General features: G+C 47.1%; 27 protein-coding genes. 26 read left to right on the forward strand and 1 reads right to left on the reverse strand.

All coding sequences use genetic code 11. The features are described from left to right. Positions 1-2: 2 nt before the first annotated feature. From rlmN to spoVM, 7 genes are all read left to right on the forward strand, one after another. Positions 3-1,094, forward strand: a complete 1,092-nt coding sequence (gene rlmN / locus AADZ70_RS03825) for a 23S rRNA (adenine(2503)-C(2))-methyltransferase RlmN (protein ID WP_016936160.1) — start codon at positions 3-5, stop codon at positions 1,092-1,094. Between the two features lie 5 nt (positions 1,095-1,099). Continuing rightward, on the forward strand, positions 1,100-1,861 hold the full coding sequence (locus AADZ70_RS03830; protein ID WP_342007745.1) for a Stp1/IreP family PP2C-type Ser/Thr phosphatase: 762 nt from the start codon (positions 1,100-1,102) through the stop codon (positions 1,859-1,861). Further along, complete coding sequence (pknB, locus tag AADZ70_RS03835) at positions 1,855-3,798, forward strand: Stk1 family PASTA domain-containing Ser/Thr kinase (RefSeq protein WP_342007746.1); 1,944 nt, start codon at positions 1,855-1,857, stop codon at positions 3,796-3,798. The genes AADZ70_RS03830 and pknB overlap by 7 nt, the downstream gene beginning before the upstream one ends. Before the next feature lie 15 nt (positions 3,799-3,813). Next, entirely contained in the window at positions 3,814-4,704 is an 891-nt protein-coding gene (rsgA, locus tag AADZ70_RS03840; RefSeq protein ID WP_047475063.1) for a ribosome small subunit-dependent GTPase A, read from the forward strand. 1 nt (position 4,705) lies between these two features. Continuing rightward, a complete protein-coding gene (rpe, locus tag AADZ70_RS03845; protein ID WP_016936156.1) occupies positions 4,706-5,359 on the forward strand; it encodes a ribulose-phosphate 3-epimerase in 654 nt (217 codons plus the stop codon). A 67-nt stretch (positions 5,360-5,426) separates the two neighbouring features. Beyond that, positions 5,427-6,071, forward strand: a complete 645-nt coding sequence (locus tag AADZ70_RS03850; RefSeq protein ID WP_342007747.1) for a thiamine diphosphokinase — start codon at positions 5,427-5,429, stop codon at positions 6,069-6,071. A gap of 86 nt (positions 6,072-6,157) precedes the next feature. Continuing rightward, positions 6,158-6,238, forward strand: coding sequence for a stage V sporulation protein SpoVM (gene spoVM / locus AADZ70_RS03855; RefSeq protein ID WP_003154329.1), 81 nt, complete (start codon positions 6,158-6,160; stop codon positions 6,236-6,238). 77 nt (positions 6,239-6,315) lie between these two features. Here the strand turns inward: spoVM and rpmB are convergent, their stop codons facing one another. Continuing rightward, a complete protein-coding gene (rpmB, locus tag AADZ70_RS03860) occupies positions 6,316-6,504 on the reverse strand; it encodes a 50S ribosomal protein L28 (RefSeq protein ID WP_003154328.1) in 189 nt (62 codons plus the stop codon). Between the two features lie 259 nt (positions 6,505-6,763). Here rpmB and AADZ70_RS03865 point away from each other — a divergent pair, with 259 nt between their 5' ends. From AADZ70_RS03865 to AADZ70_RS03955, 19 genes are all read left to right on the forward strand, one after another. Then, the gene (locus AADZ70_RS03865) at positions 6,764-7,126 is read left to right on the forward strand and encodes an Asp23/Gls24 family envelope stress response protein (RefSeq protein WP_016936154.1); all 363 of its coding nucleotides are present in this window, start codon (positions 6,764-6,766) and stop codon (positions 7,124-7,126) included. A 15-nt stretch (positions 7,127-7,141) separates the two neighbouring features. Beyond that, on the forward strand, positions 7,142-8,809 hold the full coding sequence (locus tag AADZ70_RS03870) for a DAK2 domain-containing protein (RefSeq protein ID WP_045926109.1): 1,668 nt from the start codon (positions 7,142-7,144) through the stop codon (positions 8,807-8,809). Positions 8,810-8,951: 142 nt separating this feature from the next. Continuing rightward, a complete protein-coding gene (gene sdaAB / locus AADZ70_RS03875) occupies positions 8,952-9,614 on the forward strand; it encodes an L-serine ammonia-lyase, iron-sulfur-dependent subunit beta (protein WP_016936152.1) in 663 nt (220 codons plus the stop codon). Positions 9,615-9,634: 20 nt separating this feature from the next. Beyond that, positions 9,635-10,537, forward strand: coding sequence for an L-serine ammonia-lyase, iron-sulfur-dependent, subunit alpha (gene sdaAA / locus AADZ70_RS03880; RefSeq protein WP_342007748.1), 903 nt, complete (start codon positions 9,635-9,637; stop codon positions 10,535-10,537). Then, positions 10,515-12,563, forward strand: coding sequence for an ATP-dependent DNA helicase RecG (gene recG, locus AADZ70_RS03885; RefSeq protein WP_342007749.1), 2,049 nt, complete (start codon positions 10,515-10,517; stop codon positions 12,561-12,563). Before sdaAA ends, recG begins: the two co-directional genes overlap by 23 nt. 106 nt (positions 12,564-12,669) lie before the next feature. Further along, the gene (gene fapR, locus AADZ70_RS03890; protein WP_016936149.1) at positions 12,670-13,236 is read left to right on the forward strand and encodes a transcription factor FapR; all 567 of its coding nucleotides are present in this window, start codon (positions 12,670-12,672) and stop codon (positions 13,234-13,236) included. A 13-nt stretch (positions 13,237-13,249) separates the two neighbouring features. Beyond that, complete coding sequence (gene plsX, locus AADZ70_RS03895; protein ID WP_045926113.1) at positions 13,250-14,248, forward strand: phosphate acyltransferase PlsX; 999 nt, start codon at positions 13,250-13,252, stop codon at positions 14,246-14,248. A gap of 18 nt (positions 14,249-14,266) precedes the next feature. After that, the gene (gene fabD, locus AADZ70_RS03900) at positions 14,267-15,220 is read left to right on the forward strand and encodes an ACP S-malonyltransferase (RefSeq protein WP_016936147.1); all 954 of its coding nucleotides are present in this window, start codon (positions 14,267-14,269) and stop codon (positions 15,218-15,220) included. Then, on the forward strand, positions 15,213-15,953 hold the full coding sequence (gene fabG / locus AADZ70_RS03905) for a 3-oxoacyl-[acyl-carrier-protein] reductase (RefSeq protein ID WP_016936146.1): 741 nt from the start codon (positions 15,213-15,215) through the stop codon (positions 15,951-15,953). Before fabD ends, fabG begins: the two co-directional genes overlap by 8 nt. 84 nt (positions 15,954-16,037) lie before the next feature. Continuing rightward, positions 16,038-16,271: an acyl carrier protein gene (gene acpP / locus AADZ70_RS03910; RefSeq protein ID WP_003154310.1), complete on the forward strand. Its 234-nt coding sequence runs from the start codon at positions 16,038-16,040 to the stop codon at positions 16,269-16,271. 138 nt (positions 16,272-16,409) lie between these two features. Continuing rightward, the gene (gene rncS / locus AADZ70_RS03915) at positions 16,410-17,159 is read left to right on the forward strand and encodes a ribonuclease III (RefSeq protein WP_003154303.1); all 750 of its coding nucleotides are present in this window, start codon (positions 16,410-16,412) and stop codon (positions 17,157-17,159) included. 101 nt (positions 17,160-17,260) lie between these two features. Further along, positions 17,261-20,821, forward strand: coding sequence for a chromosome segregation protein SMC (smc, locus tag AADZ70_RS03920; protein ID WP_342007750.1), 3,561 nt, complete (start codon positions 17,261-17,263; stop codon positions 20,819-20,821). 19 nt (positions 20,822-20,840) lie between these two features. Further along, entirely contained in the window at positions 20,841-21,830 is a 990-nt protein-coding gene (ftsY, locus tag AADZ70_RS03925) for a signal recognition particle-docking protein FtsY (RefSeq protein ID WP_047475039.1), read from the forward strand. An 83-nt stretch (positions 21,831-21,913) separates the two neighbouring features. Next, a complete protein-coding gene (locus AADZ70_RS03930) occupies positions 21,914-22,684 on the forward strand; it encodes an aminoglycoside phosphotransferase family protein (RefSeq protein WP_342007751.1) in 771 nt (256 codons plus the stop codon). A 119-nt stretch (positions 22,685-22,803) separates the two neighbouring features. Continuing rightward, positions 22,804-23,136 (forward strand): putative DNA-binding protein, encoded by a 333-nt coding sequence (locus AADZ70_RS03935; RefSeq protein ID WP_003154299.1) that lies wholly within the window; start codon positions 22,804-22,806, stop codon positions 23,134-23,136. A 13-nt stretch (positions 23,137-23,149) separates the two neighbouring features. Further along, the gene (ffh, locus tag AADZ70_RS03940) at positions 23,150-24,490 is read left to right on the forward strand and encodes a signal recognition particle protein (protein ID WP_016936142.1); all 1,341 of its coding nucleotides are present in this window, start codon (positions 23,150-23,152) and stop codon (positions 24,488-24,490) included. Between the two features lie 105 nt (positions 24,491-24,595). Beyond that, positions 24,596-24,868: a 30S ribosomal protein S16 gene (rpsP, locus tag AADZ70_RS03945; RefSeq protein WP_003154296.1), complete on the forward strand. Its 273-nt coding sequence runs from the start codon at positions 24,596-24,598 to the stop codon at positions 24,866-24,868. Beyond that, a complete protein-coding gene (locus AADZ70_RS03950) occupies positions 24,868-25,113 on the forward strand; it encodes a KH domain-containing protein (protein ID WP_007611392.1) in 246 nt (81 codons plus the stop codon). Before rpsP ends, AADZ70_RS03950 begins: the two co-directional genes overlap by 1 nt. A gap of 88 nt (positions 25,114-25,201) precedes the next feature. Continuing rightward, positions 25,202-25,588: a YlqD family protein gene (locus tag AADZ70_RS03955; RefSeq protein ID WP_060962806.1), complete on the forward strand. Its 387-nt coding sequence runs from the start codon at positions 25,202-25,204 to the stop codon at positions 25,586-25,588. Positions 25,589-25,591: the final 3 nt, after the last annotated feature.

Raw genomic sequence — 25,591 nt, forward strand, 5'->3', positions numbered from 1 at the left:
AAATGACACAATTAAAAAAGACAAGCATACGGAAAGAGCTGCGGACTGAACAGCCGTCCATTTACTCTTTTGAATTAGATGAAATCAAACAATGGCTGACCGAGAATGGCGAAAAGCCGTTCCGCGCAGCACAGATTTTTGAATGGCTTTATGAAAAACGGGTTTCTTCTTTCGAGGAAATGACAAACCTTTCAAAAAGCCTGCGTGAAAAACTTGAGAGCAATTTTGTGCTGACAACGCTGAAAACGGCTGTAAAACAGACGTCACAAGACGGCACGATGAAATTTTTATTCGAGCTTCACGACGGTTATACAATTGAAACGGTTTTAATGAGACACGAGTATGGCAATTCTGTATGTGTAACGACACAGGTCGGCTGCCGGATCGGCTGCACATTTTGCGCGTCAACACTTGGCGGACTGAAACGGAATCTTGAAGCGGGAGAAATCGTCGCTCAAGTCGTGAAAGTGCAAAAGGCGCTTGATGAAACGGATGAACGCGTCAGCTCAGTCGTCATCATGGGAATCGGAGAGCCGTTTGATAATTTCAATGAAATGCTCGCTTTCTTAAAAATCATTAACCATGATAAAGGACTGAACATCGGAGCGCGTCATATCACGGTTTCCACAAGCGGCATCATTCCGAAGATTTACGATTTCGCCGATCAAAAAATGCAGATCAATTTCGCGATTTCTCTGCATGCCCCGAATACGGAGATCAGAAGCCGTCTGATGCCGATTAACAAAGCCTATAAGCTTCCTGACCTTATGGAAGCCGTCAAATATTACATCGAGAAAACAGGCAGACGGATCAGCTTTGAATACGGCTTGTTCGGAGGCGTAAATGATCAGGTCGAACACGCGGAAGAGCTTGCAGAACTGTTAAAAGACGTGAAATGCCATGTCAACTTAATTCCGGTAAACTATGTGCCTGAACGGGATTACGTCCGCACACCGAGAGATCAGATTTTCGCATTCGAAAAAACGTTAAAATCCCGCGGTGTAAATGTCACGATCAGAAGAGAGCAAGGCCATGACATTGACGCGGCCTGCGGTCAGCTTCGCGCGAAGGAGCGTCAAGACGAGACGAGGTGAAGAGGTTGATTACAGCCTTGAAAACAGATACAGGTAAAGTCCGCCAGCATAATGAAGATGCGGCGGGCATTTTCACAAAAGAAGAAGCGGTGCTTGCGGTTGTCGCTGACGGCATGGGCGGTCATCTTGCCGGAGATGTGGCGAGCAGGATGGCGGTTGCAGCGATGGAAGAGCAGTGGAACCGGGCCGAATCCGTTCCGTCTCTTCCGTCTGATTGTGAGGTTTGGCTCAAAGATCGGATTCATGAGGCGAATGCCAAGGTGTATGAACACGCAAAAGCGAATGAAGAATGCCGGGGAATGGGCACCACCGTTGTCTGCGCTTTATTCACGGAGAAGTTTGTCACTGTGGCCCATATCGGAGACAGCCGGTGCTACCTGCTTCAAGAGGGTGAATTCGTTCAGCTGACTGAAGACCACTCGCTTGTGAATGAGCTGGTCAAGACGGGAGAAATTTCGAAAGAGGACGCCGAGCATCATCCGCGGAAAAATATATTGACGAGAGCGCTGGGGACAGATGAATCCATCAGCCCCGACGCCCGTTCTTTTGAGCTGTCTGACGGCGATCAGCTGCTTTTATGCTCTGACGGACTTTCAAATAAAATAGAAGATCACGAGATCAAACAAATGCTTCAAGCCGAATCTGCTCCTCAGGAAAAAGTAGACCTTCTCATCAGCAAAGCGAATCAAAACGGCGGCGAAGATAATATCACGGCTGTATTGATTGAGTTTTCCGCAGAGGCAAAAGAGGGTGAAGACAAGTGCTAACCGGCAAGCGGATCAGCGGGCGTTATCATATTCTCCGGCCCATTGGCGGCGGCGGAATGGCGAACGTTTTTTTAGCTGAGGACATCATTCTCGAACGTGAAGTCGCAATTAAAATTCTGCGGTTTGACTTTGTGAATGACATTGAGTTTATCAGGCGTTTCAGAAGAGAAGCACAGTCGGCATCAAGCCTTGACCATCCGAATATCGTCAGTATTTACGATATCGGGGAGGAAGGCGATATTTATTACATTGTCATGGAATATGTGGAAGGCATGACATTAAAGGAATACATAACCGCACACGGACCGCTTCATCCGAAAGAAGCGCTGTCCGTTATGGAGCAGATCGTCTCAGCCATCGCCCATGCCCATCAAAATCATATTGTGCACCGGGATATTAAACCGCACAATATTTTGATAGATCATTCAGGGCATATTAAGGTGACGGATTTCGGCATCGCCACAGCTCTCACTTCGACGACAATCACACATACGAATTCTGTGCTGGGCTCAGTTCATTATTTGTCTCCGGAGCAGGCGAGAGGCGGCCTGGCAACGAAAAAATCAGATATTTACGCGCTCGGCATCGTGCTGTTTGAGCTTTTAACAGGCAAAATCCCTTTTGACGGAGAATCAGCCGTAAGCATAGCATTAAAGCACTTGCAGACAGAAACGCCTTCCGCCAGAAAGTGGAACCCTTCGATTCCGCAGAGCGTTGAAAACATTATTTTAAAGGCAACCGCCAAAGATCCGTTTCACCGCTATGACAGCGCAGAGGACATGGAAGCGGATATCAGAACGGCTTTTGACGCCAGCAGGCTGAATGAACAAAAATTTTCCGTGCAGGATGATGAGGAAATGACGAAAGCAATTCCCGTTATTACTGACGGTGCAAAAACCGCGCCTCATGCGGAAACGCCGGAGGAGACGGACGATAAGGAACAGCAGCCCGCCAAAAAGAAAAAACGGAAATGGCCGTGGATTCTGCTGGCTGTCTGCTTCATTTTCATTATGGCGGCTGTTCTTGCAGTCACCGTGTTCCCGTCTCTGTTTATGCCCAAAGATGTAAGCGTCCCCGACGTACGGGGCATGAAGTATGAAAAAGCGGAAGCCCTGCTGGAAAAGAACGGTCTCGAAGCCGACCCAGATATGGCGGACATTGAAGATGAAAAAATCGAAGAGGGTTTAATGGTCAAAACTGATCCGAAAGCGGGATCTGCCGTTAAAGAAGGCTCTTCTGTAAAACTGTACAAAAGTATCGGGAAACCGAAAACCCAGCTGATCGACGTGAAGAGCCGGCAGATCGACGACGCGAAAAAAGCGCTGAAGGATAAAGGCTTCAAACATGTCAATGTAAAAGAAGAGAATGATGACAGTGCGGCAGGCACCGTAATTGATCAAAGCCCGTCAGCCGGCACCGACATGGTCGCAAGCGATGATGAAGTCAGCTTAACGGTCAGCCTCGGGCCGGCGGATGTTACGCTGAGGGACTTAAAAACTTACAGCAAAGAAGCGGCTTCGGGGTATCTTGAAGATAACGGCCTGCAGCTTGTTGAAAAAGAAGCGCATTCAGATGACGTGCCAAAAGGACAAGTCATGAAGCAAGAGCCGTCAGCCGGCACAGCGGTTAAGCCGGGAAGTAATGTTGCAGTGACATTTTCGCTCGGACCTGAAGAAAAACCGGCGAAAACGGTAAAAGAAAAAATCAGCATTCCCTACGAACCCGAACATGAAGGGGACGAGCTTGAAGTGCAAATCGCCATCGATGATAAAGACCACAGCATCTCTGATACGTATGACTCCTTTAAAATTAAAGAGCCGACTGAAAAAACGATTGAACTGAAGATTGATCAGGGACAAAAAGGGTATTATCAAGTGATGGTCGATCATAAAGTCGTCAGCTATAAGACGATTGAATACCCTGAAGATAAAGACTGACCAAGGAGGGACCGTATGCCTGAGGGCAAAATTATTAAAGCATTAAGCGGATTCTATTATGTCTTGGATGAATCACAGAACAAGATCATTCAATGCAGGGGCCGGGGCATTTTCAGAAAAAATAAAATAACGCCTCTTGTCGGCGATTATGCCGTTTATCAGGCTGAAAATGATAAAGAAGGCTACCTGCTGGAAATCAAAGAACGAACAAACGAGCTGATCAGGCCGCCGATTTCAAACGTCGATCAGGCCGTTCTCGTCTTTTCCGCCGTTCAGCCGGCGTTCAGCACGTCATTATTGGACCGTTTTCTCGTCCTTGTGGAAGCCAACGGCATTCACCCGATCATCTGCATAACCAAAATGGACTTAGCTTCAGATGCGGAAACGAAAGAGAAGATCCTTTCTTATGTGAAAGACTATCAGGCGATCGGTTATGACGTATATGTGACGTCATCAAAAGAAAACAGCGGTTTAACAGACATTGTGAAACACTTTGAGAACAAAACCACGGTGTTTGCCGGCCAGTCCGGAGTCGGAAAATCTTCGCTTTTAAATGCGATCAGCCCGGAGCTTGAACTGAAAACAAACGAGATTTCCGCACATTTAGGACGCGGGAAACATACGACGCGACATGTGGAGCTCATTCATACATCAGGCGGTCTTGTGGCGGATACTCCCGGGTTCAGTTCGCTTGAGTTTACCGATATTGAAGAAGAAGAGCTCGGCAGCACGTTCCCTGAGATCAGAGACATAAGCGCTTCGTGCAAATTCAGAGGCTGTCTGCATCTTAAGGAGCCGAAATGCGCGGTAAAGCAAGCGGTGGAAGAAGGAGACATCCGGACGTACCGCTATGAGCATTACAAAGAATTTATGCAGGAAATAAAAGAGAGAAAGCCGAGGTATTAATATGATTAAGGTTGCGCCATCAATTCTTTCCGCCGATTTTGCTTCACTGGGCGAGGAAATTAAAGACGTGGAAAAAGGAGGGGCGGACTATATCCATATTGATGTCATGGATGGCCATTTCGTCCCTAACATTACAATCGGACCGCTTATCGTTGAAGCCGTCCGTCCGGTGACTGATCTGCCGCTGGATGTCCATCTTATGATTGAAAACCCGGACCGCTACATCCCGGCATTCGCAAAAGCCGGAGCGGACATCCTTTCCGTCCACGCCGAGGCGTGTCCGCATCTTCACCGGACCATTCAATTGATAAAAGAGCAGGGGGTAAAAGCGGGAGTTGTGCTCAATCCGCATACGCCCGTTCAAATCATTGAACATGTCATCGATGAGCTGGATCTTGTGCTGTTAATGACGGTTAACCCGGGTTTTGGAGGACAGCGCTTCATTCATTCGGTCCTGCCGAAAATCCGTCAGGTCAAACAGCTGGCTGAGGAGAAAGGCCTTTCTGAACTTTTAATCGAGGTGGACGGCGGCGTTAATAAAGAAACAGCTCCTTTATGCGCTGAAGCGGGCGCCAACCTGCTTGTTGCCGGGTCTGCCGTATATAATCAGCCGGATCGGAAAAAAGCCATCGCTGACATCCGAAACGCAGAATAAACATACTGAAAAAGAGCCCGGTGAAAGCCGCCGGCTCTTTTCGTATTTAAGAGAGAAAGGATAATATATGAAGACAATCAATATTGTTGCGGGCGGCCCCCGGGAGTTTATTCCCGAGCTGTCCGCGTACACAGACGGAGATACGACGTGGGTCGGAGTGGATAAAGGGACGGTCGCTCTTTTGGAGGCCGGGTTCATTCCGCAGGAAGCTTTCGGTGATTTTGACAGCATTACGGAAGAAGAACTCCTGCAGATTCAAGAAGCTGCGCCGTCCCTCCATGTGTATCAGGCGGAAAAAGATTATACCGATCTGGAACTCGCTCTTGACTGGGCTTTACAAAAAGAACCGGAGCACATTCGGATATTCGGTGTGACGGGCGGAAGAGCCGATCATTTTTTAGGGAACATTCAGCTGCTGTATAAAGCTGTAAATAAGGACACTGATGTTAAACTGATCGACAGGCAGAATGAGATTCAGATGTTCGGACCCGGCCGTTATACAATTGAAGAAAAAAGCAGCAGACGCTATGTTTCTTTTATTCCGTTTGCGGAAGCGGCAGAGGGCCTGACGCTCGACGGTTTTAAATATCCTCTGGATAATTGTCATATTCCCATGGGTTCCACACTATGTATTAGTAACGAACTCATTCATTCACGAGGTACTTTTTCGTTTGCAAAAGGCATATTAATAATGGTAAGGAGCGCGGATTAAAAAAGCGGCTTCTGCCATATGCGGAAAAAACCATGAATCCTAAAGTGATGAACGCAGCGGATACGGAACTTATAGGAGGGGACAAAATGAAATTTTATACCATTAAATTGCCGAAGTTTTTAGGAGGAATTGTCCGGGCGATGCTGGGCTCATTTAGAAAAGAGTAGGCCCTAGGAGCTGAAATCGCCCTCTTTGAACGCATAAAAAACGCCTGCCGCATAAAAGGGCAGGCGTTCATTTTTGCTTATACACGCTCAACTTTTCCGGATTTTAAAGCCCGGGCAGATACATATACTTTTTTAGGTTTGCCGTCAACGAGGATGCGGACCTTTTGAAGGTTGGCGCCCCAAGTACGTTTAGAAGCGTTCATTGCGTGAGAACGGTTGTTTCCGGCTTTTGTTTTTTTACCTGTAATAAAACATTTACGTGCCATTTGTTTCCCTCCTAACTGCGCGAAACATCTTTTCAAACATAGTGTCTCAGATGCTTTCGTTATACAATACTTTAAATAATTTACCACAGCTAAAAACCGTTTGCAACTATTGTTTACCTTACTTTCAAGAAAAATCACTTGACATGTAAAACCAATCACATTTCCGCGCTGGAGCGCCGCTGTCTGTATCTTTTCTTTTCATAATGGGATACATATAGTAGAATAATGATAACTCTATGCACCTGAAGGAGGAACCTGTGTGTCCATTGAAATGAAGACAAAATACGGACAGATTGATATATCCAACGAAGTCATCGCAATGGTTGCCGGAGGCGCTGCCATTGACTGTTACGGAATAGTGGGGATGGCCTCTAAAAACCAGATTAAAGACGGTTTGTCTGAAATCCTCCGGAAAGAGAACTTTGCAAAAGGCGTACATGTCCGTCAGGAAGCAGAACAAATACATATCGACATGTACATTATTGTCAGCTACGGCACTAAAATATCCGAAGTAGCCCACAATGTTCAGACGAAGGTAAAATACACAGTAAATCAAACAATCGGACTTGCAGTTGATTCTGTAAATATTTATGTCCAAGGCGTACGAGTAACGAACCCGTAGTGAGGAGGATGAGTATTGTCTAGACGAAACTTAGATGGGAGAGCTTTTGCGGCAATGATTCTGGCGGGGGCTGAGACATTGTCTCAAAACGCATCCGCGGTGGATGCGCTGAACGTGTTTCCCGTGCCGGACGGCGATACCGGAACAAACATGAATTTATCGATGTCATCCGGTGCAAGAGAGGTAGAACACCTTGACTCACCTGACATCGGCAAAGTCGGCATCGCCCTGTCAAAAGGCCTGCTTATGGGAGCAAGAGGAAACTCAGGGGTGATCCTGTCCCAATTATTCAGAGGTTTCACAAAGAGCATTGAAAACAAAAAAGAAATAAACGCCCAAGAATTTGCCGCCGCACTCCAAGCGGGAGTGGATATGGCATATAAGGCAGTCATGAAACCGGTTGAAGGAACGATTTTAACCGTGGCCAAGGACGCGGCTAAAAAAGCGGTCGCCTCGGCCAAAGAAGAAACCGATATCATTGCTCTCATGGAGGCCGTTATTGAAGAAGCGGAAGCGTCGCTCAACCGCACGCCGGATCTGCTTCCTGTTTTAAAGGACGTCGGTGTCGTTGACAGCGGCGGAAAAGGTCTGCTTTGTGTATATGAAGGCTTTTTGGCTTCCTTAAAAGGAGAATCCGTACCGAAAAAAGCTGTTCTTCCGGCACTCGATGATATGGTGAATGCCGAACATCATAAAAGCGCGCAGAGCATGCTGAGTACAGAAGACATTGAATTCGGATTTTGTACGGAAGTGATGGTAAGGCTGGATCGAGATAAACAGACGTTCAAAGAAGAGACATTCAGAAATGAACTGAGCCGTTTCGGTGACTCATTGCTGGTCGTGGCTGATGATACGCTGGCGAAAGTTCACATTCATGCCGAAGAGCCAGGGAACGTGCTCAATCTCGCGCAGCGTTACGGCGATTTGATTAAAATCAAAATTGAAAACATGAGAGAGCAGCATACGTCCATCATCAGCCAAGAACATGATGAAAAAAAGCCGGCCGGTGTAATGAAAGAAGCCCGTAAACCTTTTGGGATCGTGACTGTGGCAATGGGCGAAGGCATTTCTGAACTGTTTGCGAGCATCGGCGCCTCACACGTTATCGAAGGCGGCCAAACAATGAATCCGAGCACGGAAGATATTGTTGAAGCCGTTCAGTCTGTGAATGCGGAAACGGTTTTCATTCTTCCGAACAATTCCAATATTGTGATGGCTGCCAATCAGGCGGCGAGCGTGGCTGAAGAAAATGTCATTGTCATTCCGGCAAAAACGGTGCCTCAAGGCATGACCGCCCTGCTTGCGTTTAACCCTGATCAGCCGGCTGATGTAAATGAAGCCAATATGCTTGAAGCCATCCGAAATGTGAAAAGCGGACAGGTGACATATTCAGTCAGAGACACCCATATCGACGGCAAGGATATAAAAAAAGGTGATTTTATCGGCATTTTAAACAGTTCGATTATCGGCAGTGCCGAAGACCGGATAAATGCGGCGAAATTACTGCTGGATGAGATGATCGGGGAAGAAGATGAAATCGTCACCATTCTGTACGGAGAAGACGCGCCGGAAGAAGAAGCTGAGAAACTCGCTGAGTATATTACAAGCGTCTGTGAAGATATCGAAGTTGAAATCCATAACGGCAGACAGCCTCTTTATCCATATATATTTGCGGCAGAATAGAAGGGCTTATCAGGCCCTTCTATTCTTATGCCTTAATTTACCTGCGGCAGTGCGGCAGTGTGCCTGCTTGCCAATTGATAAATGTTCAATTAGTCTAAAGAAAAGCGCTGAATGAAGTGATGTTAAGGAGGAACAAACCAGCATGAAATATAGAAGCGTTTTTGATATTATCGGCCCGGTAATGATCGGCCCGTCCAGTTCACACACCGCAGGCGCAGCCCGGATCGGCAGAGTGGCCAGAAGCTTATTCAGACGGGAGCCCCGCCGGATCGTTGTGTCTTTTTACGGATCATTTGCAGAGACGTATAAGGGCCACGGCACTGATGTCGCGATTATCGGCGGCCTGCTTGATTTTGATACATTTGATGAACGGATTAAAACAGCGATTCAAATTGCTGAAGAGAAGGGCATAGATATAGAGTTCCGCACAGAGGATGCCGTGCCCGTTCATCCGAATACGGCGCGTATCATCATTTCTGATGATGAGGGTGAGCTTGCCTTAACCGGTATTTCAATCGGCGGCGGGAAAATAGAAATCACGGAGCTTAACGGCTTTGAGCTGCGACTTTCCGGAAACCACCCGGCTATTTTAGTCGTTCATAATGATAAATTCGGCACAATTGCAGGTGTTGCCAATGTGCTTGCGAAATTTTCAATCAACGTCGGACATATGGAAGTGGCGCGTAAGGACGTCGGCCAGCTTGCGCTGATGACGATTGAGGTCGATCAGAATATTGAAGAAGAAGTGCTGGACGAACTATCAACACTTCCTAATATTATACAGGTTACTAAGATAGCTGACTAAAAAGTCAGGAGGAAAATGATATGTTTCGTAATGTGAAAGAATTAATAGAAATCACTCAAGAAAAACAAATTCCGATCTCAGAAGTGATGATCACCCAAGAGATGGAAGTGACAAAAAAAACGCGGGAAGAGATCTTTCAAGGAATGGAACGCAATCTTTCCGTCATGGAAGCGGCGGTTGAAAAAGGGCTGAACGGCGTCACGAGCCAGACCGGTTTAACAGGAGGAGATGCCGTGAAGCTGCAGGCGTACATCCAATCGGGAAAAAGCCTGTCAGGCAATCTGATTTTAGACGCCGTGTCTAAAGCTGTAGCCACAAATGAAGTCAATGCGGCGATGGGAACGATCTGCGCTACACCGACCGCCGGCTCTGCCGGGGTTGTGCCGGGAACGTTATTCGCCGTAAAGCATAAGCTGAACCCTACGACGGAACAAATGATCCGTTTTCTGTTTACAGCCGGCGCGTTCGGTTTTGTCGTAGCAAATAACGCGAGTATTTCGGGAGCGGCTGGAGGCTGTCAGGCGGAAGTCGGATCGGCATCCGGTATGGCTGCCGCTGCGATTGTGGAAATGGCGGGCGGAACGCCTCAGCAATCAGCGGAAGCAATGGCGATTACGCTGAAAAATATGCTCGGTCTCGTATGTGATCCGGTCGCCGGCTTGGTAGAAGTGCCGTGTGTCAAACGGAACGCAATGGGAGCCTCCAATGCGATGATCGCGGCGGATATGGCGCTGGCAGGGATTACGAGCCGCATTCCTTGCGATGAGGTAATAGACGCGATGTACAAAATCGGCCAGACGATGCCGACAGCACTGCGTGAAACGGGACAAGGCGGTTTAGCCGCGACACCGACGGGAAGAGAATTAGAGAAAAAAATTTTCGGAGGAGCGCTGAAATCAAGTGAAACACCATCAGCAAACTAGTATAGCGGAGATTAAGGGCATTGGGCCGGAAACAGAAAAAACATTGCACGAACTGGGTATCTATGACATTTCTGATCTTCTGAATTATTTCCCTTACCGTTATGACGACTATGAGCTGAGGGATTTAGAGGAAGTAAAACATGAAGAAAGAGTGACGGTAGAAGGGAAGGTTCATTCAGAACCTTCTCTTACCTATTACGGCAAAAAACGAAACAGGCTGACATTCAGAGTGCTTGTCGGCAATTATTTAATTACCGCGGTTTGTTTTAACCGTCCGTACTTAAAAAAGAAACTGACGCTCGGTTCTGTCGTCACGATATCCGGTAAATGGGATAAACACAAGCAGACCGTATCCGTGCAGGAACTAAAAAACGGTCCTCATCAAGAAGATAAAAGCATTGAGCCTGTTTATTCCGTTAAAGAAAACGTCACCGTTAAAATGATGAGACGATTTATTAAGGATGCGCTGCAGCATCATTTGGACAGTGCAGCCGATCCGCTTCCTGAAAAATTGAGAATCCGCTACAAGCTGCCTGATTATAAACAAGCCCTGCAGACGATGCATCAGCCGGAGACGAGGGAATCGCTGCAGCAGGCAAGACGCCGGTTTGTGTACGAAGAATTCTTATTGTTTCAGCTGAAGATGCAGGCGTTCCGTAAAGCGGAAAGAGAACAGTCAAAAGGCATCAGCCACGTGTTTCCTGCTGAAAAGCTCGCCGCTTTCACAGACAGCCTTCCGTTTTCGCTCACGAACGCACAGATGCGCGTGCTCCGTGAAATTACCGCTGATATGACATCGCCTTACAGAATGAACCGTCTGCTGCAAGGTGATGTCGGTTCAGGAAAAACGGCGGTCGCCGCCATCGCTTTGTACGCTGCGATTCTGTCGGGGTATCAGGGGGCATTAATGGTGCCGACAGAAATTCTGGCTGAACAGCATGCTGACTCTCTCGTATCGTTATTTGCAAATGAAGACGTGAATATCGCGCTTTTGACGAGTTCTGTAAAAGGAAAGCGGCGCAGGGAGCTTTTGGAGCGGCTTGCTCTCGGAGAGATTGATATTTTAGTAGGGACCCATGCTTTAATCCAAGATGAAGTGGAATTTAAAGCGCTGAGCCTTGTTATTACGGACGAGCAGCACCGGTTCGGGGTCGAACAGCGCAAAAAACTCAAGAATAAAGGCCAGGATCCGGATGTGCTGTTTATGACAGCCACTCCGATTCCGAGAACGCTGGCCATTACCGTCTTCGGAGAAATGGATGTTTCCGTGATAGATGAAATGCCCGCGGGACGAAAGCAAATCGAAACGTATTGGGTGAAACACGACATGCTGGAGCGGATTTTGGCTTTTATTGAAAAAGAGCTGAAACAGGGCAGACAAGCCTATATAATCTGTCCGCTCATTGAAGAATCGGATAAGCTGGATGTGCAGAATGCGATTGACGTATATAACATGCTGTCTGATGTGTACCGCGGCAAATGGAATGTCGGTCTGATGCACGGGAAACTCCATTCTGATGAAAAAGATCAGGTGATGAGAGAATTCAGCGCCAATCAATGTCAGGTTCTCGTGTCAACAACCGTCGTAGAAGTCGGGGTGAACGTGCCGAATGCGACAATTATGGTCATCTATGACGCCGACCGTTTCGGATTATCTCAGCTCCATCAGCTCCGCGGCCGGGTCGGACGGGGAGACCACCAATCTTTCTGCATCTTGATGGCCGATCCAAAATCCGAAACCGGGAAAGAGCGGATGAGAATCATGTCGGAGACAAATGACGGGTTTGAACTGTCTGAAAAGGATCTTGAACTGCGCGGTCCCGGCGATTTCTTCGGAAAAAAACAAAGCGGTATGCCCGAGTTCAAGGTGGCGGATATGGTTCATGACTACAGAGCTTTGGAGACGGCCCGTCAGGATGCGGCCAATCTTGTGTCTTCAGAAGCTTTTTGGAAAGATGACGAGTACAGCATGCTTCGTGCTCAATTGCTTTCAAGCGGTGTCTTAGAAGGGGAGAAATTAAGCTGATTCTGCAAAATTCGGCGGCTTTCAAAAAACAATCATTGCATTCCAATCTATGAAATTATATACTACTATTAGTACCTAGTCTTAATTGTCCGGATGGTGTTTATAGATGAGAAGAAGCAAGAAAGAACGCCAAAAATTATTGCAGCAGACGATCAAATCGACACCCTTCATCACAGATGAAGAATTAGCGGGGAAATTCGGCGTCAGCATTCAGACGATCCGTTTAGACCGCTTAGAGCTCTCAATACCGGAGCTGAGGGAAAGAATTAAAAACGTGGCAGAGCAAACGCTTGAAGATGAAGTGAAATCACTGCCTTTAGACGAAGTGATCGGTGAAATCATTGATCTGGAGCTTGACGGCCAGGCCATTTCTATATTAGAAGTAAGACGCGAACATGTTTTCAGCCGCAATCAGATTGCGCGGGGGCATCATTTGTTTGCGCAGGCGAACTCACTCGCCGTAGCCGTCATAGATGATGAGCTGGCGCTGACCGCAAGCGCAAATATCCGCTTTACAAGACAGGTGAAAGAGGGCGAGCGCGTCGTTGCGAAAGCCAAAGTGACGGCAGTCGAAAAAGAAAAAGGCAGAACGGTAGTGGAAGTAAACAGTTATGTGGGAGAAGAAGTCGTATTCTCCGGCAACTTTGACATGTACCGTTCAAAACAATCATAAAGGTGGAGCATGCATGAGAATAGCTGTAGATGCAATGGGAGGCGACAACGCACCCAAAGCTGTTATTGACGGAGTAATGAAGAGTATTGAGGCATTTGAAGATCTTCATATTACGCTGGTCGGTGACAAGACAACGATAGAATCACACTTGCCAACAACATCAGACCGCATCACCGTATTGCACGCCGATGAAGTGATTGAACCGACGGATGAACCGGTCCGCGCCGTACGCAGAAAGAAAAACTCTTCTATGGTGCTGATGGCGCAGGAAGTGGCTGAAAACAGAGCGGACGCCTGCATTTCAGCGGGGAATACGGGTGCATTGATGACAGCGGGGCTGTTTATTGTCGGCAGAATTAAAGGAATCGACCGGCCGGCCCTTGCGCCGACGCTTCCGACCGTATCAGGCGACGGTTTCCTTCTTTTAGACGTGGGTGCCAATGTCGATGCCAAGCCGGAGCACCTTGTCCAGTACGGAATAATGGGATCTGTATATGCCCGGCAGGTTCTCGGAATCAGCTCGCCGCGCGTCGGCTTGTTAAATGTCGGCACGGAAGAAAAGAAGGGAAACGACCTGACAAAAAAGACGTTTGAATTATTAAAAGAAACAAACGTGAATTTTGTCGGAAACGTAGAGGCGAGAGACTTGCTGGAAGGCGCTGCTGACGTTATCGTTACAGACGGCTTTACGGGCAACGTCACGTTGAAAACATTGGAAGGTTCAGCGTTATCAATTTTCAAAATGCTGAAAGATACACTGACTTCAAGTTTTGTTTCTAAGCTGGCAGCAGGAGTGCTGAAGCCGAAGCTGATGGAAATGAAACTGAAAATGGACTATTCTGAGTACGGCGGGGCGAGTCTTTTCGGTTTAAAGGCGCCTGTTATTAAAGCGCACGGCTCTTCTGATGCACGCGCTGTTTATCACGCGCTGCGCCAGGCGAGAGAAATGGTCAGCCAAAACGTGGCCGCATTTATAGAAGAAGAAGTAAAAGAAGAAAAAACAGATGAGTAGTCTGGAGGTTATCACACCATGAGTAAGATTGCATTTTTATTTCCCGGACAGGGATCACAATATATCGGTATGGGAAAAGACCTGTACGAACGCGAAGAAGCGTCAAAACGTATTTTTGATGAAGCGGATGAAACGCTTGAAACAAAGCTGAGCTCGCTCATTTTTGAAGGCGATGCTGAAGAATTAACCCTTACATACAATGCGCAGCCTGCGCTCTTAACAACAAGCATTGCCGTATTGGAAAAGTTTAAAGAATCCGGCATCACGCCGGATTTCACAGCCGGCCACAGCCTCGGAGAATATTCGGCGCTCGTTGCGGCGGGAGCGATGACATTTAAAGATGCCGTTTACACGGTAAGAAAACGGGGAGAATTCATGAATGAAGCCGTGCCGGCGGGAGAAGGCGCAATGGCCGCTATTCTCGGAATGGATGCGGAATCCTTGAAAAAGGTGACGGATCAAGTGACAGAAAACGGCCACCTCGTACAGCTTGCAAACCTGAACTGCCCCGGCCAGATCGTGATTTCCGGAACGGCAAAAGGCGTGGAGCTTGCTTCAGAAGAAGCGAAAAACAACGGGGCAAAACGGGCGATCCCGCTAGAAGTAAGCGGACCGTTCCATTCTGAATTAATGAAGCCAGCGGCGGAAAAACTCGAAGAAGTGCTCAGCGCATGTGAGCTGAAAAGTGCGGCTGTTCCCGTTATATCAAACGTTTCGGCTGACATCATGACAGAAAAAGACGATATCAAGAAAAAGCTGATCGAACAGCTTTATTCACCTGTACGCTTTGAAGAAACAATTAACAAACTGATTGACGAAGGCGTTACGACGTTTGTTGAAATCGGTCCCGGAAAAGTGCTTTCAGGCCTTGTGAAAAAAGTGAACCGCCGTCTGAAAACAATCGCGGTTTCTGACCATGAAACCATTGAATTGGCGATTCAAACGCTGAAGGAGGAGAATCAGGATGCTTAATGAAAAAACAGCAGTCGTAACGGGAGCGTCCCGCGGAATCGGGCGGGCGATCGCGCTTGATCTTGCGAAAAACGGATGTAACGTAGTTGTCAACTACTCCGGAAGTGAAGCGAAAGCGAACGAGGTCGTAGATGAAATCAAATCTTTGGGCCGAAATGCGATCGCGGTAAAAGCCGATGTATCAAATTCCGAAGAAGTACAAAACATGATGAAAGAGGCTGTCGCCGAATTCTCTTCAATCGACATTCTTGTGAACAATGCGGGAATCACAAAGGACAATCTCCTGATGAGAATGAAAGAAAATGAATGGGATGACGTCATCAACATTAACCTGAAAGGTGTTTTCAACTGCACGAAAGCCGTGACTAGACAGATGATGAAACAGCGCTCAGGCCGGATTATCAACGTATCATCAATCGTCGGCGTCAGCGGAAACCCGGGCCAGGCGAACTATGTGGCGGCAAAAGCCGGTGTGATCGGCTTGACAAAGTCATCTGCCAAAGAGCTTGCGAGCCGTAATATTACGGTCAACGCCATCGCTCCGGGCTTTATTTCCACGGATATGACGGACAAGCTTTCTAAAGAAGTCCAAGATGAAATGCTGAAGCAGATTCCGCTCGCGCGTTTCGGTGATCCTTCCGATATCAGCAGCGTTGTCACGTTCCTTGCTTCTGAAGGATCGCGTTATATGACGGGCCAGACCCTCCATATTGACGGCGGAATGGTGATGTAAAGATTTGTTTTTAAAATTTCATCCTAGTTTCTCTAGTTTTTTAAAAACGAATCCTCTATAATACTTGAGGGGAGGTGAATTGCTATGGCAGATACATTAGAGCGTGTAACGAAAATCATCGTAGACCGCCTTGGCGTTGATGAAGCTGACGTCAAACTTGAAGCTTCTTTCAAGGAAGACTTAGGTGCTGATTCCCTAGATGTAGTTGAGCTTGTTATGGAACTTGAAGACGAGTTTGATATGGAGATTTCTGACGAAGATGCTGAAAAGATTGCAACAGTCGGCGACGCTGTGAACTACATACAAAACCAGCAATAAGCTGATGCTAAAAGTCCCGCCTGACAGCGGGGCTTTAGCCCTTTAACCGTTCGGTTACCGGCGTCTGACGCTGTACGCGCTGCCGATTCCGTTTACGGCGGGAAGCGCGGTGAACCTGATGTGCCTATGGAGGTTACTATGTCAAAACACTCACATTTTAAAGATAAAAAAAAGTTCTATAAAAAAATAGAGCAATTTAAAGAGTTCCAAGAACGGATTTCGGTTCATTTTCAAAACGAGAAACTTTTGTATCAAGCATTTACACATTCATCTTATGTGAATGAGCATCGGAAAAAGCCGTATGAAGACAATGAAAGGCTTGAATTTTTAGGTGACGCTGTTTTGGAACTGACGATCTCCCAATTCTTATTTGCCAAATATCCGGCCATGAGTGAAGGAGATTTGACGAAGCTGAGAGCCGCTATCGTATGCGAGCCGTCACTCGTCTCCCTTGCCCACGAATTGTCATTCGGCGATCTTGTTCTTTTGGGTAAAGGAGAAGAAATGACGGGCGGCAGAAAGCGTCCTGCGCTTTTAGCGGATGTGTTTGAAGCGTTTATCGGCGCACTGTATCTGGATCAGGGCCTTGAGCCGGTTCAGCAATTCCTGAAAGAGTACGTGTTCCCTAAAATAAACGATGGTGCTTTTTCTCATGTGATGGATTTCAAAAGCCAGCTTCAAGAATTTGTGCAGCGGGACGGAAAAGGATCGCTTGAGTACAAAATTCTCAATGAAAAAGGACCTGCCCACAACCGGGAATTCGAGGCGCTTGTCTCTCTTAAAGGTGAGGCGCTCGGCATCGGGAACGGACGTTCCAAAAAAGAAGCCGAGCAGCACGCGGCACAGGAAGCTCTTGCAAAATTGCAAAAACACCATACGAAACAATAAAATCCCCCTGTATCCCTAGGGGGATTTCAATATGTCTGCGCCTGATATAAGCGGGGGATTATGATAATATTGAGATACTTATACGATAAGGAGGATCTGGGATGTTCCTCAAACGTTTAGACGTTATAGGATTTAAATCATTTGCAGAACGGATATCCGTTGACTTTGTAAAAGGCGTCACTGCCGTTGTCGGTCCGAACGGCAGCGGAAAGAGCAACATAACCGAAGCCATCCGCTGGGTGCTCGGCGAACAATCAGCCCGCTCGCTTCGGGGCGGGAAAATGGAAGATATCATTTTTGCCGGAAGTGATTCACGCAAGCGGCTTAACCTTGCGGAAGTCACGTTAACGCTTGATAATGAAGATCATTTTCTCCCGATCGATTATCACGAAGTCAGCGTGACGAGACGGGTTTACCGTTCCGGAGAAAGTGAATTTCTCATCAATAATCAGCATTGCCGCCTGAAAGACATCATTGACTTATTTATGGACTCCGGGCTCGGGAAAGAAGCGTTTTCCATTATCAGCCAGGGGAAAGTCGAAGAGATTTTAAGCAGCAAAGCGGAAGACCGCCGCAGTATTTTTGAAGAAGCTGCCGGCGTGCTGAAATATAAAACACGAAAGAAAAAAGCGGAAAACAAACTGTTTGAGACGCAGGATAACTTAAACAGGGTGGAAGATATTCTTCACGAGCTCGAAGATCAGGTCGAACCGCTGAAAATCCAGGCATCAATCGCCAAAGACTACTTAGAAAAAAAGAAAGAGCTTGAGCACGTCGAAATCGCCCTTACCGCCTTTGATATCGAAGAACTGCATGGCAAATGGTCGGGTTTAAAAGACAAGGTGCAGGCTGCTAAAGAAGAAGAATTGGCGGAATCGTCGGCGATCTCCGCTAAAGAAGCGGCGATAGAAGAGACGAGAGATAAAATCCACGCGCTCGACGAATCCGTCAACGAGCTGCAGCAGGTTCTGCTCGTGACAAGTGAAGAGCTTGAAAAGCTGGAAGGCCGGAAAGAAGTGCTGAAAGAGCGCAAAAAAAACGCCGCGCAAAACCGGGAACAGCTTGAGGAATCGGTCACACATTACACAAAGAAGGAAGCAGAACTGAAATCGGCTATTGAAAAACAGTCTGCCGTCTTTGATAAGCTGCGTGCCGAAGTGAAGCGGTTAAATGCCCAGGTGAAAGAAAAGCAGCAGGCGCTCAGCCTTCATAATGAAAACGTCGAAGAGAAAATCGAACAATTAAAAAGCGATTACTTCGAATTGTTAAACAGTCAGGCGTCGATCCGCAACGAGCTGCAGCTTTTAGATGACCAGATGTCCCAATCTGCCGTCCAGCAGGCGAGACTGACCGCAAACAATGAAAAATATCTTCAGGAACGAAATGATATTTCCGTCCGCAAAGCGGCATGCGAAGAAGAACTGGCCGCAGTTGAAGCTGATATTGACAATCAGGTCGGCCGCTTTCGCGAAGTCCAGACCGCATATGAACAGAAAAAACGCCAGTATGAAAAGAAAGAATCAGCCCTGTATCAGGCGTATCAATTTGTACAGCAGGCCAGATCCAAAAAAGATATGCTTGAAACGATGCAAGGCGATTTTTCAGGGTTTTACCAAGGCGTAAAAGAAGTACTGAAGCAGAAGGAGCAGCTTGGCGGCATCCGCGGCGCCGTTCTCGAACTGATTTCCACTGAACAAAAATATGAAACGGCGATCGAGATTGCACTCGGCGCGGCGGCGCAGCACGTTGTCACAGACGATGAGCAGGCGGCGCGGAAAGCGATTCAATATTTAAAACAGAATTCCTTCGGCCGCGCGACGTTTCTGCCGCTTACGGTCATGAAACCGCGCCAGCTCCAAACCCGTGATGAACAGACGGCTTCGAAGCATCCGTCTTTTCTCGGCGCAGCGAGCGGGCTTGTCACGTATGATGCGGCGTATCGGAATGTCATTGAAAACCTTCTCGGCACCGTGCTGATCACTGAAGATTTAAAAGGTGCGAATGAACTTGCCAAGCTTGTCGGGCACCGCTACCGCATCGTGACGCTTGAAGGCGATGTCGTCAATCCAGGCGGATCAATGACAGGCGGCGCAGTCAAAAAGAAAAACAATTCTCTGCTCGGCAGAAGCCGTGAGCTTGAGACGGTGACTGCGCGGCTCGCCGAAATGGAAGAAAAAACAGCTAGCCTCGAAAAAGAGGTCAAATCGCTGAAACAAGCCATTCAAGAGCTTGAACATACGCTGAACGGTCTCCGTGAAGACGGTGAGGCTTTCAGAACAAAGCAGCAGGATGTAAAAGGCAGGCTGTATGAACTCGAAGTCGCCGAAAAGAACATCAATACCCATCTGGAGCTTTACGATCAGGAGAAAGCATCACTGACGGAAAGCAGCCGGGAAAAAGAGGCGCGAAAATCAGCATTGGAAGAACAGCTGAGTGAGGCATCCGGCCAGCTGAAAGAGCTTGAGGAAGAGATGGACAGGCTGACAAAACAAAAGCAGACCCTATCCTCAACAAAAGAAACGCTATCTCATGAACTGACGGAATGTAAAGTGGCCGCGGCGAAAAAAGAACAGGCGTGCTCGAGTGAGGAAGACAACCTCAAAAGGCTGAAAAAAGAGCTTGAAGAAACGCAGCTCGCCCTGAAAGAAACACGGGAAGATTTAAGCCTCCTGACCTCAGAGATGACGTCCAGCACAAGCGGTGAGGAGCAGCTTGAAGAAGCAGCCCATCATAAGCTTCACGATAAAACGAGAACGATCGAATTGATCGCCAGCCGGCGCGATCAGCGTGTGAAACTTCAGAGGGCGCTTGATACGAACGAGCTTGAGCTGAAAGAGATGAAGCGTCTGTACAGGCAAAAAACAGAAATTCTGAAAGATGAAGAGGTAAAACTCGGCCGGATGGAAGTTGAGCTTGATAACCTCTTGCAATATTTACGTGAGGAGTACAGCTTATCCTTTGAAGGGGCAAAAGAACAATATCACCTCGAACTCGAGCCTGAAGAGGCGAGAAAACGGGTCAAACTGATCAAGCTTTCAATTGAAGAGCTCGGAACGGTCAATCTCGGCAGCATCGATGAATTTGAAAGAGTGAACGAACGGTATCAGTTTTTAACGGAGCAGAAAAATGATCTGACGGATGCGAAAAATACACTGTTCCAAGTCATTGAAGAAATGGATTCCGAAATGACGAAGCGGTTCCATGAAACATTTATCCAGATCCGTTCTCAATTCAACGACGTGTTCCGTTCCTTGTTCGGAGGAGGGCGCGCTGAACTGAAGCTGACCGATCCGAATGACCTTCTCAACTCAGGGGTGGACATTATCGCCCAGCCTCCGGGCAAAAAACTGCAAAACTTAAATCTTTTGTCAGGGGGAGAACGGGCGCTGACCGCCATTGCCCTTTTATTCTCCATTTTGAAAGTAAGGCCCGTTCCGTTCTGCGTGCTTGATGAAGTGGAAGCTGCGCTTGATGAAGCCAATGTATTCAGGTTTGCGCAATACTTAAAAAAATACAGCGGCGACAGCCAGTTTATCGTCATCACCCACAGAAAAGGCACCATGGAAGAAGCGGATGTCCTCTACGGTGTGACGATGCAGGAATCCGGCGTTTCCCGAATGGTTTCAGTCAAACTGGAAGAAACAAAAGAATTCGTTCAGTAACGAGGAAAGAGGTTGAAAGATGAGCTTTTTTAAAAAATTAAAAGAGAAAATCACGAAACAGACAGACTCCGTCTCTGAAAAATTTAAAGACGGTCTCGAAAAAACAAGAAATTCCTTCTCAAATAAAGTGAACGAGCTCGTCTCACGCTACCGGAAAGTCGACGAAGATTTCTTCGAAGAGCTTGAGGAAGTGCTGATTAGCGCTGACGTCGGTTTCACAACGGTCATGGAACTGATCGACGAGCTCAAAAAAGAAGTGAAGCTGAAAAACATCCAGGACCCTCAGGAAGTGCAGTCCGTCATTTCTGAAAAACTCGTCGACATTTATAACAGTGGCGACGAACAGATTTCTGAACTGAATATTCAGGACGGGCGCTTAAACGTTATTCTGCTTGTCGGCGTAAACGGCGTCGGAAAAACGACAACGATCGGAAAGCTTGCCCATAAGCTGAAGAATGAAGGCAAATCGGTTGTGCTCGCTGCCGGAGACACCTTCAGAGCCGGGGCGATTGAACAGCTTGAAGTGTGGGGGGAGCGTACAGGCGTGCCTGTCATTAAGCAGGCTGCCGGAAGCGACCCTGCGGCGGTTATTTATGATGCTGTACACGCGGCTAAAGCAAGAGGCGCGGATGTGCTGATTTGTGATACGGCCGGCCGCCTTCAGAATAAAGTAAACTTAATGAAAGAGCTTGAAAAAGTCAAACGCGTCATCGAACGCGAAGTGCCTGAGGCTCCGCATGAGGTTCTCCTTGCGCTTGACGCGACGACAGGTCAGAATGCGATGGCGCAGGCGAAAGAATTCTCCAAAGCGACGAATGTGACGGGTATCGCATTAACGAAGCTTGACGGCACCGCAAAAGGCGGTATCGTCCTGGCGATCCGCAATGAGCTTCATATCCCCGTGAAATTGGTCGGCCTCGGAGAAAAGGTTGACGATCTCCAGCGGTTTGATGCAGAATCTTACGTATACGGTCTCTTTTCTGATTTAGTTGAAAAAGCCGAGGATTAATGAATAAAAAACGAGTATAAAACTTTCCATTTTATACTCGTTTTTTTATACGCATTGATAGATCGGAATGGAGGGGGCAGTTGTTGGACAAATGGCTGAAAGCTGAATTGGAAAGGAAGATCGGCGCGATAAACCATATGTCGCTGCTGGATGAACAGGGAGGCACTTCAACCGTTCGGAAAATAGTGACCGGCCAAGACGCATTTTTGCTGAAAAGTTCTTTTCAACAGAAGTATCGGGAATGGTTAATGAGAGAAGCCTTCGTTTTACAACAACTGACGGAAACTCGTCGTCTGCCTGTTCCTATTTATTATGGGATGATACAGGAACAGCATGCCAGCCATATCGTCATGTCATTTGAGGATGGAATCACCCTCACTTCTGCTTTAAGAAAAGCAAAAGGGGATACTGAAAAGAAAAAGCTGATCAAAAGTTTCGGCCAGTTTCTGCAGCGGCTGCATGAAACCGAAATGGTCCCTGGTTTACAGCCGGAAACAGACTGGCTCGATCTGCAAATCAAACGAGCCGGGGAATATGTCAAAAAAGGACAGGCTGAAGGAAGTGCAGAGCTTTTGAAGGACTTGGACCGGTACAGACCTGTTCCTGTTCAGCAGACAATGATTCACGGTGACTGCACGACTGATAATGTGCTGGTGAAAGACGGAGAGGTCTGTCTGTTTATCGATGCTGCGGGAATATCGGCGGGAGATCCGCGATATGATGAATCATTAGCGATCCGTCATTTTGTCACAAATGAAGCATGGCTCAATGCTTTTTACGAAGGCTATTGCCGCTATCGTGTATCAAAACAAGAATTCGAGTATTTTAACGGCGGTCTATACGAATTTTTTTAAAAACTGATTATGTAAAAAGAGCCTCATGCTTTGACAAGATAAAAACTTGACACACGCTCTGAAACCATGTAAACTATGTTTTTGTAAAGGGATTTGACTTAACAAAGGGGAGAGCTCAAATGTCGCTCGAAAAAACGACGAGAATGAACTATTTGTTTGACTTCTATCAGTCGTTGCTGACGTCAAAACAAAAGAGCTATATGTCGCTTTATTATCTGGACGATTTCTCCCTTGGTGAAATAGCCGAAGAGTATGACGTTTCAAGGCAAGCCGTTTACGATAACATCAAACGGACTGAAGCGATGCTTGAACAATATGAAGAAAAACTGCTCCTTTTTAAAAAGTTTCAGGAGCGTAAAGAAATGTTTACAAAGCTGAAAGAGCTTGCTTCCGGCTTGCAGGAAGAGGAAAAAATGACGGCTCTGATTGAAGCGCTTGAGAAATTAGATTAGGAGGCGGCAAACAATGGCATTTGAAGGATTAGCCGACCGACTGCAAAAGACGATTTCAAAAATCCGCGGAAAAGGAAAAGTCAGCGAACAAGACGTAAAAGAGATGATGCGTGAAGTTCGTCTTGCGCTTCTTGAGGCTGACGTTAACTTTAAAGTCGTAAAGGATTTTGTGAAAAAAGTAAGTGAACGGGCTGTCGGACAGGACGTCATGCAGAGTCTGACACCCGGTCAGCAGGTTATTAAAGTCGTAAAAGAAGAGCTTACCGAGCTGATGGGCGGCGAAGAAAGCAAAATTGCCGTCGCCAAACGCCCGCCGACCGTTATTATGATGGTCGGGCTCCAAGGTGCCGGTAAAACGACAACCACGGGGAAGCTCGCCAACCTGCTGCGCAAAAAACATAACCGCAAACCGCTGCTCGTGGCTGCAGATATTTACCGTCCCGCTGCGATTAAGCAGCTGGAAACACTGGGGAAACAGCTTGATATGCCGGTCTTTTCGCTTGGCGATCAGGTCAGCCCGGTGGAAATTGCCAGACAGGCGATTGAAAAAGCGAAGGAAGAGCATCATGATTATGTGATTTTAGATACCGCCGGACGGCTGCACATCGATCACGAACTGATGGATGAGCTCTCCGGCGTAAAGGAAGTCGCAAACCCTGAAGAAATTTTCCTTGTCGTCGACTCAATGACCGGTCAGGATGCGGTGAACGTCGCCAAAAGCTTTAATGACCAGCTCGGTTTAACGGGCGTCGTTTTAACAAAGCTTGACGGGGATACCCGCGGAGGTGCGGCGCTTTCTATCCGTGCAGTCACTGAAACGCCGATTAAATTCGCCGGAATGGGAGAAAAACTCGACGCTTTAGAAGCGTTCCATCCCGAGCGTATGGCATCCCGGATTCTCGGAATGGGTGACGTGTTAACCCTGATTGAAAAAGCTCAGGCGACAGTTGATGAAGACAAAGCCAAAGAGCTTGAGCAGAAAATGAGAACGATGAGCTTCACATTGGATGATTTTCTTGAGCAGCTCGGCCAGGTCCGAAACATGGGGCCTCTTGACGAACTGCTGCAAATGATGCCCGGCGCAGGCAAAATGAAAGGCTTAAAAAACATCCAAGTCGATGAAAAACAGCTGAATCATGTGGAAGCGATCATTAAATCAATGACCGTTCTTGAAAAAGAACAACCGGATATCATTAACGCCAGCCGGCGGAAGCGGATTGCCAAAGGAAGCGGAACATCCGTTCAGGAAGTCAACCGTCTTTTAAAGCAGTTTGAGGAAATGAAAAAAATGATGAAGCAGATGACCAACATGTCAAAAGGGAAGAAAAAAGGCTTTAAACTACCTTTTATGTAATCGGTTATACATGATAAAACCGTTGTTAAGAAAAAACACTTTACAAACACTTTTATCATTGTTAATATACTATCTTGTTGAAATATTTTCGGAGGTGCTAGTAAAATGGCAGTAAAAATTCGTTTAAAACGTATGGGAGCAAAAAAATCTCCTTTCTATCGTATTGTTGTAGCAGATTCTCGTTCACCGCGTGACGGCCGTTTCATCGAAACAGTCGGAACATACAACCCGGTTGCAAAGCCGGCTGAAGTGAAAATCAACGAAGAGCTTGCTCTTAAATGGCTGCAAACAGGAGCTAAACCTTCTGATACAGTCCGCAACTTGTTCTCAAGCCAAGGAATTATGGAAAAATTCCACAACGCTAAACAAGGCAAGTAATGACTGATCAGAACTTGGAAGATTTGATTGTCAGCATTGTGGCTCCGCTTGTCGACCATCCGGAAGACATAACGGTCACAAAAGAAGAGACCGATCAAAAGATTGCGCTGCGCTTATCTGTCAATAAGTCAGATACCGGTAAAATTATCGGAAAGCAAGGCCGGACTGCAAGAGCGATTCGAACCGTCGTTTTTGCAGCTGGCGCACAGTCTTCTAAGAAAGTTCAATTTGAAATATTTGACTGAAAGGGAGAGGGCCGGCACCTCCCCTTTTTTTACACGTAAAAAAGGCAAATGAACAGAAATATGTTGGAAGAGTGGGGAGTCTGGTCCTATGCAGATTATTCACAGGGTAACCGTTATGCAGGTTCTGACCGAGCAAAGCAAGGAAAAGCTTTTGGCCTCTTTTGCAGAAAAAAAGCAAACGCTTGAACGAGAATGCAGCCAGCTCTATTTTCAGCTTAGAAAACATGAAAAAGATCCGCAGAATCCCGATGTGGCGGAATCTTTTAAAAAAGCCATTGAAAAAAGACAAGACAAAATCAAAATGATCGATTTCCAAATAAGCCAGACACATTCGCTCCCGCTCGGAAGCGAAGTGAAGGAAAAGGAGATCGATGCGCTGCTTTCAATCAACGTCGGTGATAACTGGCATGAAAAAACAGCGGCAAATACCATCGTCATAAAAGACGGGGTAGTAATTGAAATTCGCCCGAGGTGATAA

The sequence above is a fragment of the Bacillus sp. YBsi01 genome (genome assembly GCF_038406745.1).
Lineage (GTDB): Bacteria > Bacillota > Bacilli > Bacillales > Bacillaceae > Bacillus > Bacillus siamensis.

Coding starts and splice junctions, on each gene's coding strand:
- rlmN (WP_016936160.1), top strand. CDS start 3: ATGACACAATTAAAAAAGACAAGCATACGGAAAGAGCTGCGGACTGAA.
- rsgA (WP_047475063.1), top strand. CDS start 3,814: ATGCCTGAGGGCAAAATTATTAAAGCATTAAGCGGATTCTATTATGTC.
- rpe (WP_016936156.1), top strand. CDS start 4,706: ATGATTAAGGTTGCGCCATCAATTCTTTCCGCCGATTTTGCTTCACTG.
- AADZ70_RS03850 (WP_342007747.1), top strand. CDS start 5,427: ATGAAGACAATCAATATTGTTGCGGGCGGCCCCCGGGAGTTTATTCCC.
- spoVM (WP_003154329.1), top strand. CDS start 6,158: ATGAAATTTTATACCATTAAATTGCCGAAGTTTTTAGGAGGAATTGTC.
- rpmB (WP_003154328.1), bottom strand. CDS start 6,504: ATGGCACGTAAATGTTTTATTACAGGTAAAAAAACAAAAGCCGGAAAC.
- sdaAB (WP_016936152.1), top strand. CDS start 8,952: ATGAAATATAGAAGCGTTTTTGATATTATCGGCCCGGTAATGATCGGC.
- sdaAA (WP_342007748.1), top strand. CDS start 9,635: ATGTTTCGTAATGTGAAAGAATTAATAGAAATCACTCAAGAAAAACAA.
- fapR (WP_016936149.1), top strand. CDS start 12,670: ATGAGAAGAAGCAAGAAAGAACGCCAAAAATTATTGCAGCAGACGATC.
- plsX (WP_045926113.1), top strand. CDS start 13,250: ATGAGAATAGCTGTAGATGCAATGGGAGGCGACAACGCACCCAAAGCT.
- fabD (WP_016936147.1), top strand. CDS start 14,267: ATGAGTAAGATTGCATTTTTATTTCCCGGACAGGGATCACAATATATC.
- fabG (WP_016936146.1), top strand. CDS start 15,213: ATGCTTAATGAAAAAACAGCAGTCGTAACGGGAGCGTCCCGCGGAATC.
- acpP (WP_003154310.1), top strand. CDS start 16,038: ATGGCAGATACATTAGAGCGTGTAACGAAAATCATCGTAGACCGCCTT.
- rncS (WP_003154303.1), top strand. CDS start 16,410: ATGTCAAAACACTCACATTTTAAAGATAAAAAAAAGTTCTATAAAAAA.
- smc (WP_342007750.1), top strand. CDS start 17,261: ATGTTCCTCAAACGTTTAGACGTTATAGGATTTAAATCATTTGCAGAA.
- ftsY (WP_047475039.1), top strand. CDS start 20,841: ATGAGCTTTTTTAAAAAATTAAAAGAGAAAATCACGAAACAGACAGAC.
- AADZ70_RS03935 (WP_003154299.1), top strand. CDS start 22,804: ATGTCGCTCGAAAAAACGACGAGAATGAACTATTTGTTTGACTTCTAT.
- ffh (WP_016936142.1), top strand. CDS start 23,150: ATGGCATTTGAAGGATTAGCCGACCGACTGCAAAAGACGATTTCAAAA.
- rpsP (WP_003154296.1), top strand. CDS start 24,596: ATGGCAGTAAAAATTCGTTTAAAACGTATGGGAGCAAAAAAATCTCCT.
- AADZ70_RS03950 (WP_007611392.1), top strand. CDS start 24,868: ATGACTGATCAGAACTTGGAAGATTTGATTGTCAGCATTGTGGCTCCG.
- AADZ70_RS03955 (WP_060962806.1), top strand. CDS start 25,202: ATGCAGATTATTCACAGGGTAACCGTTATGCAGGTTCTGACCGAGCAA.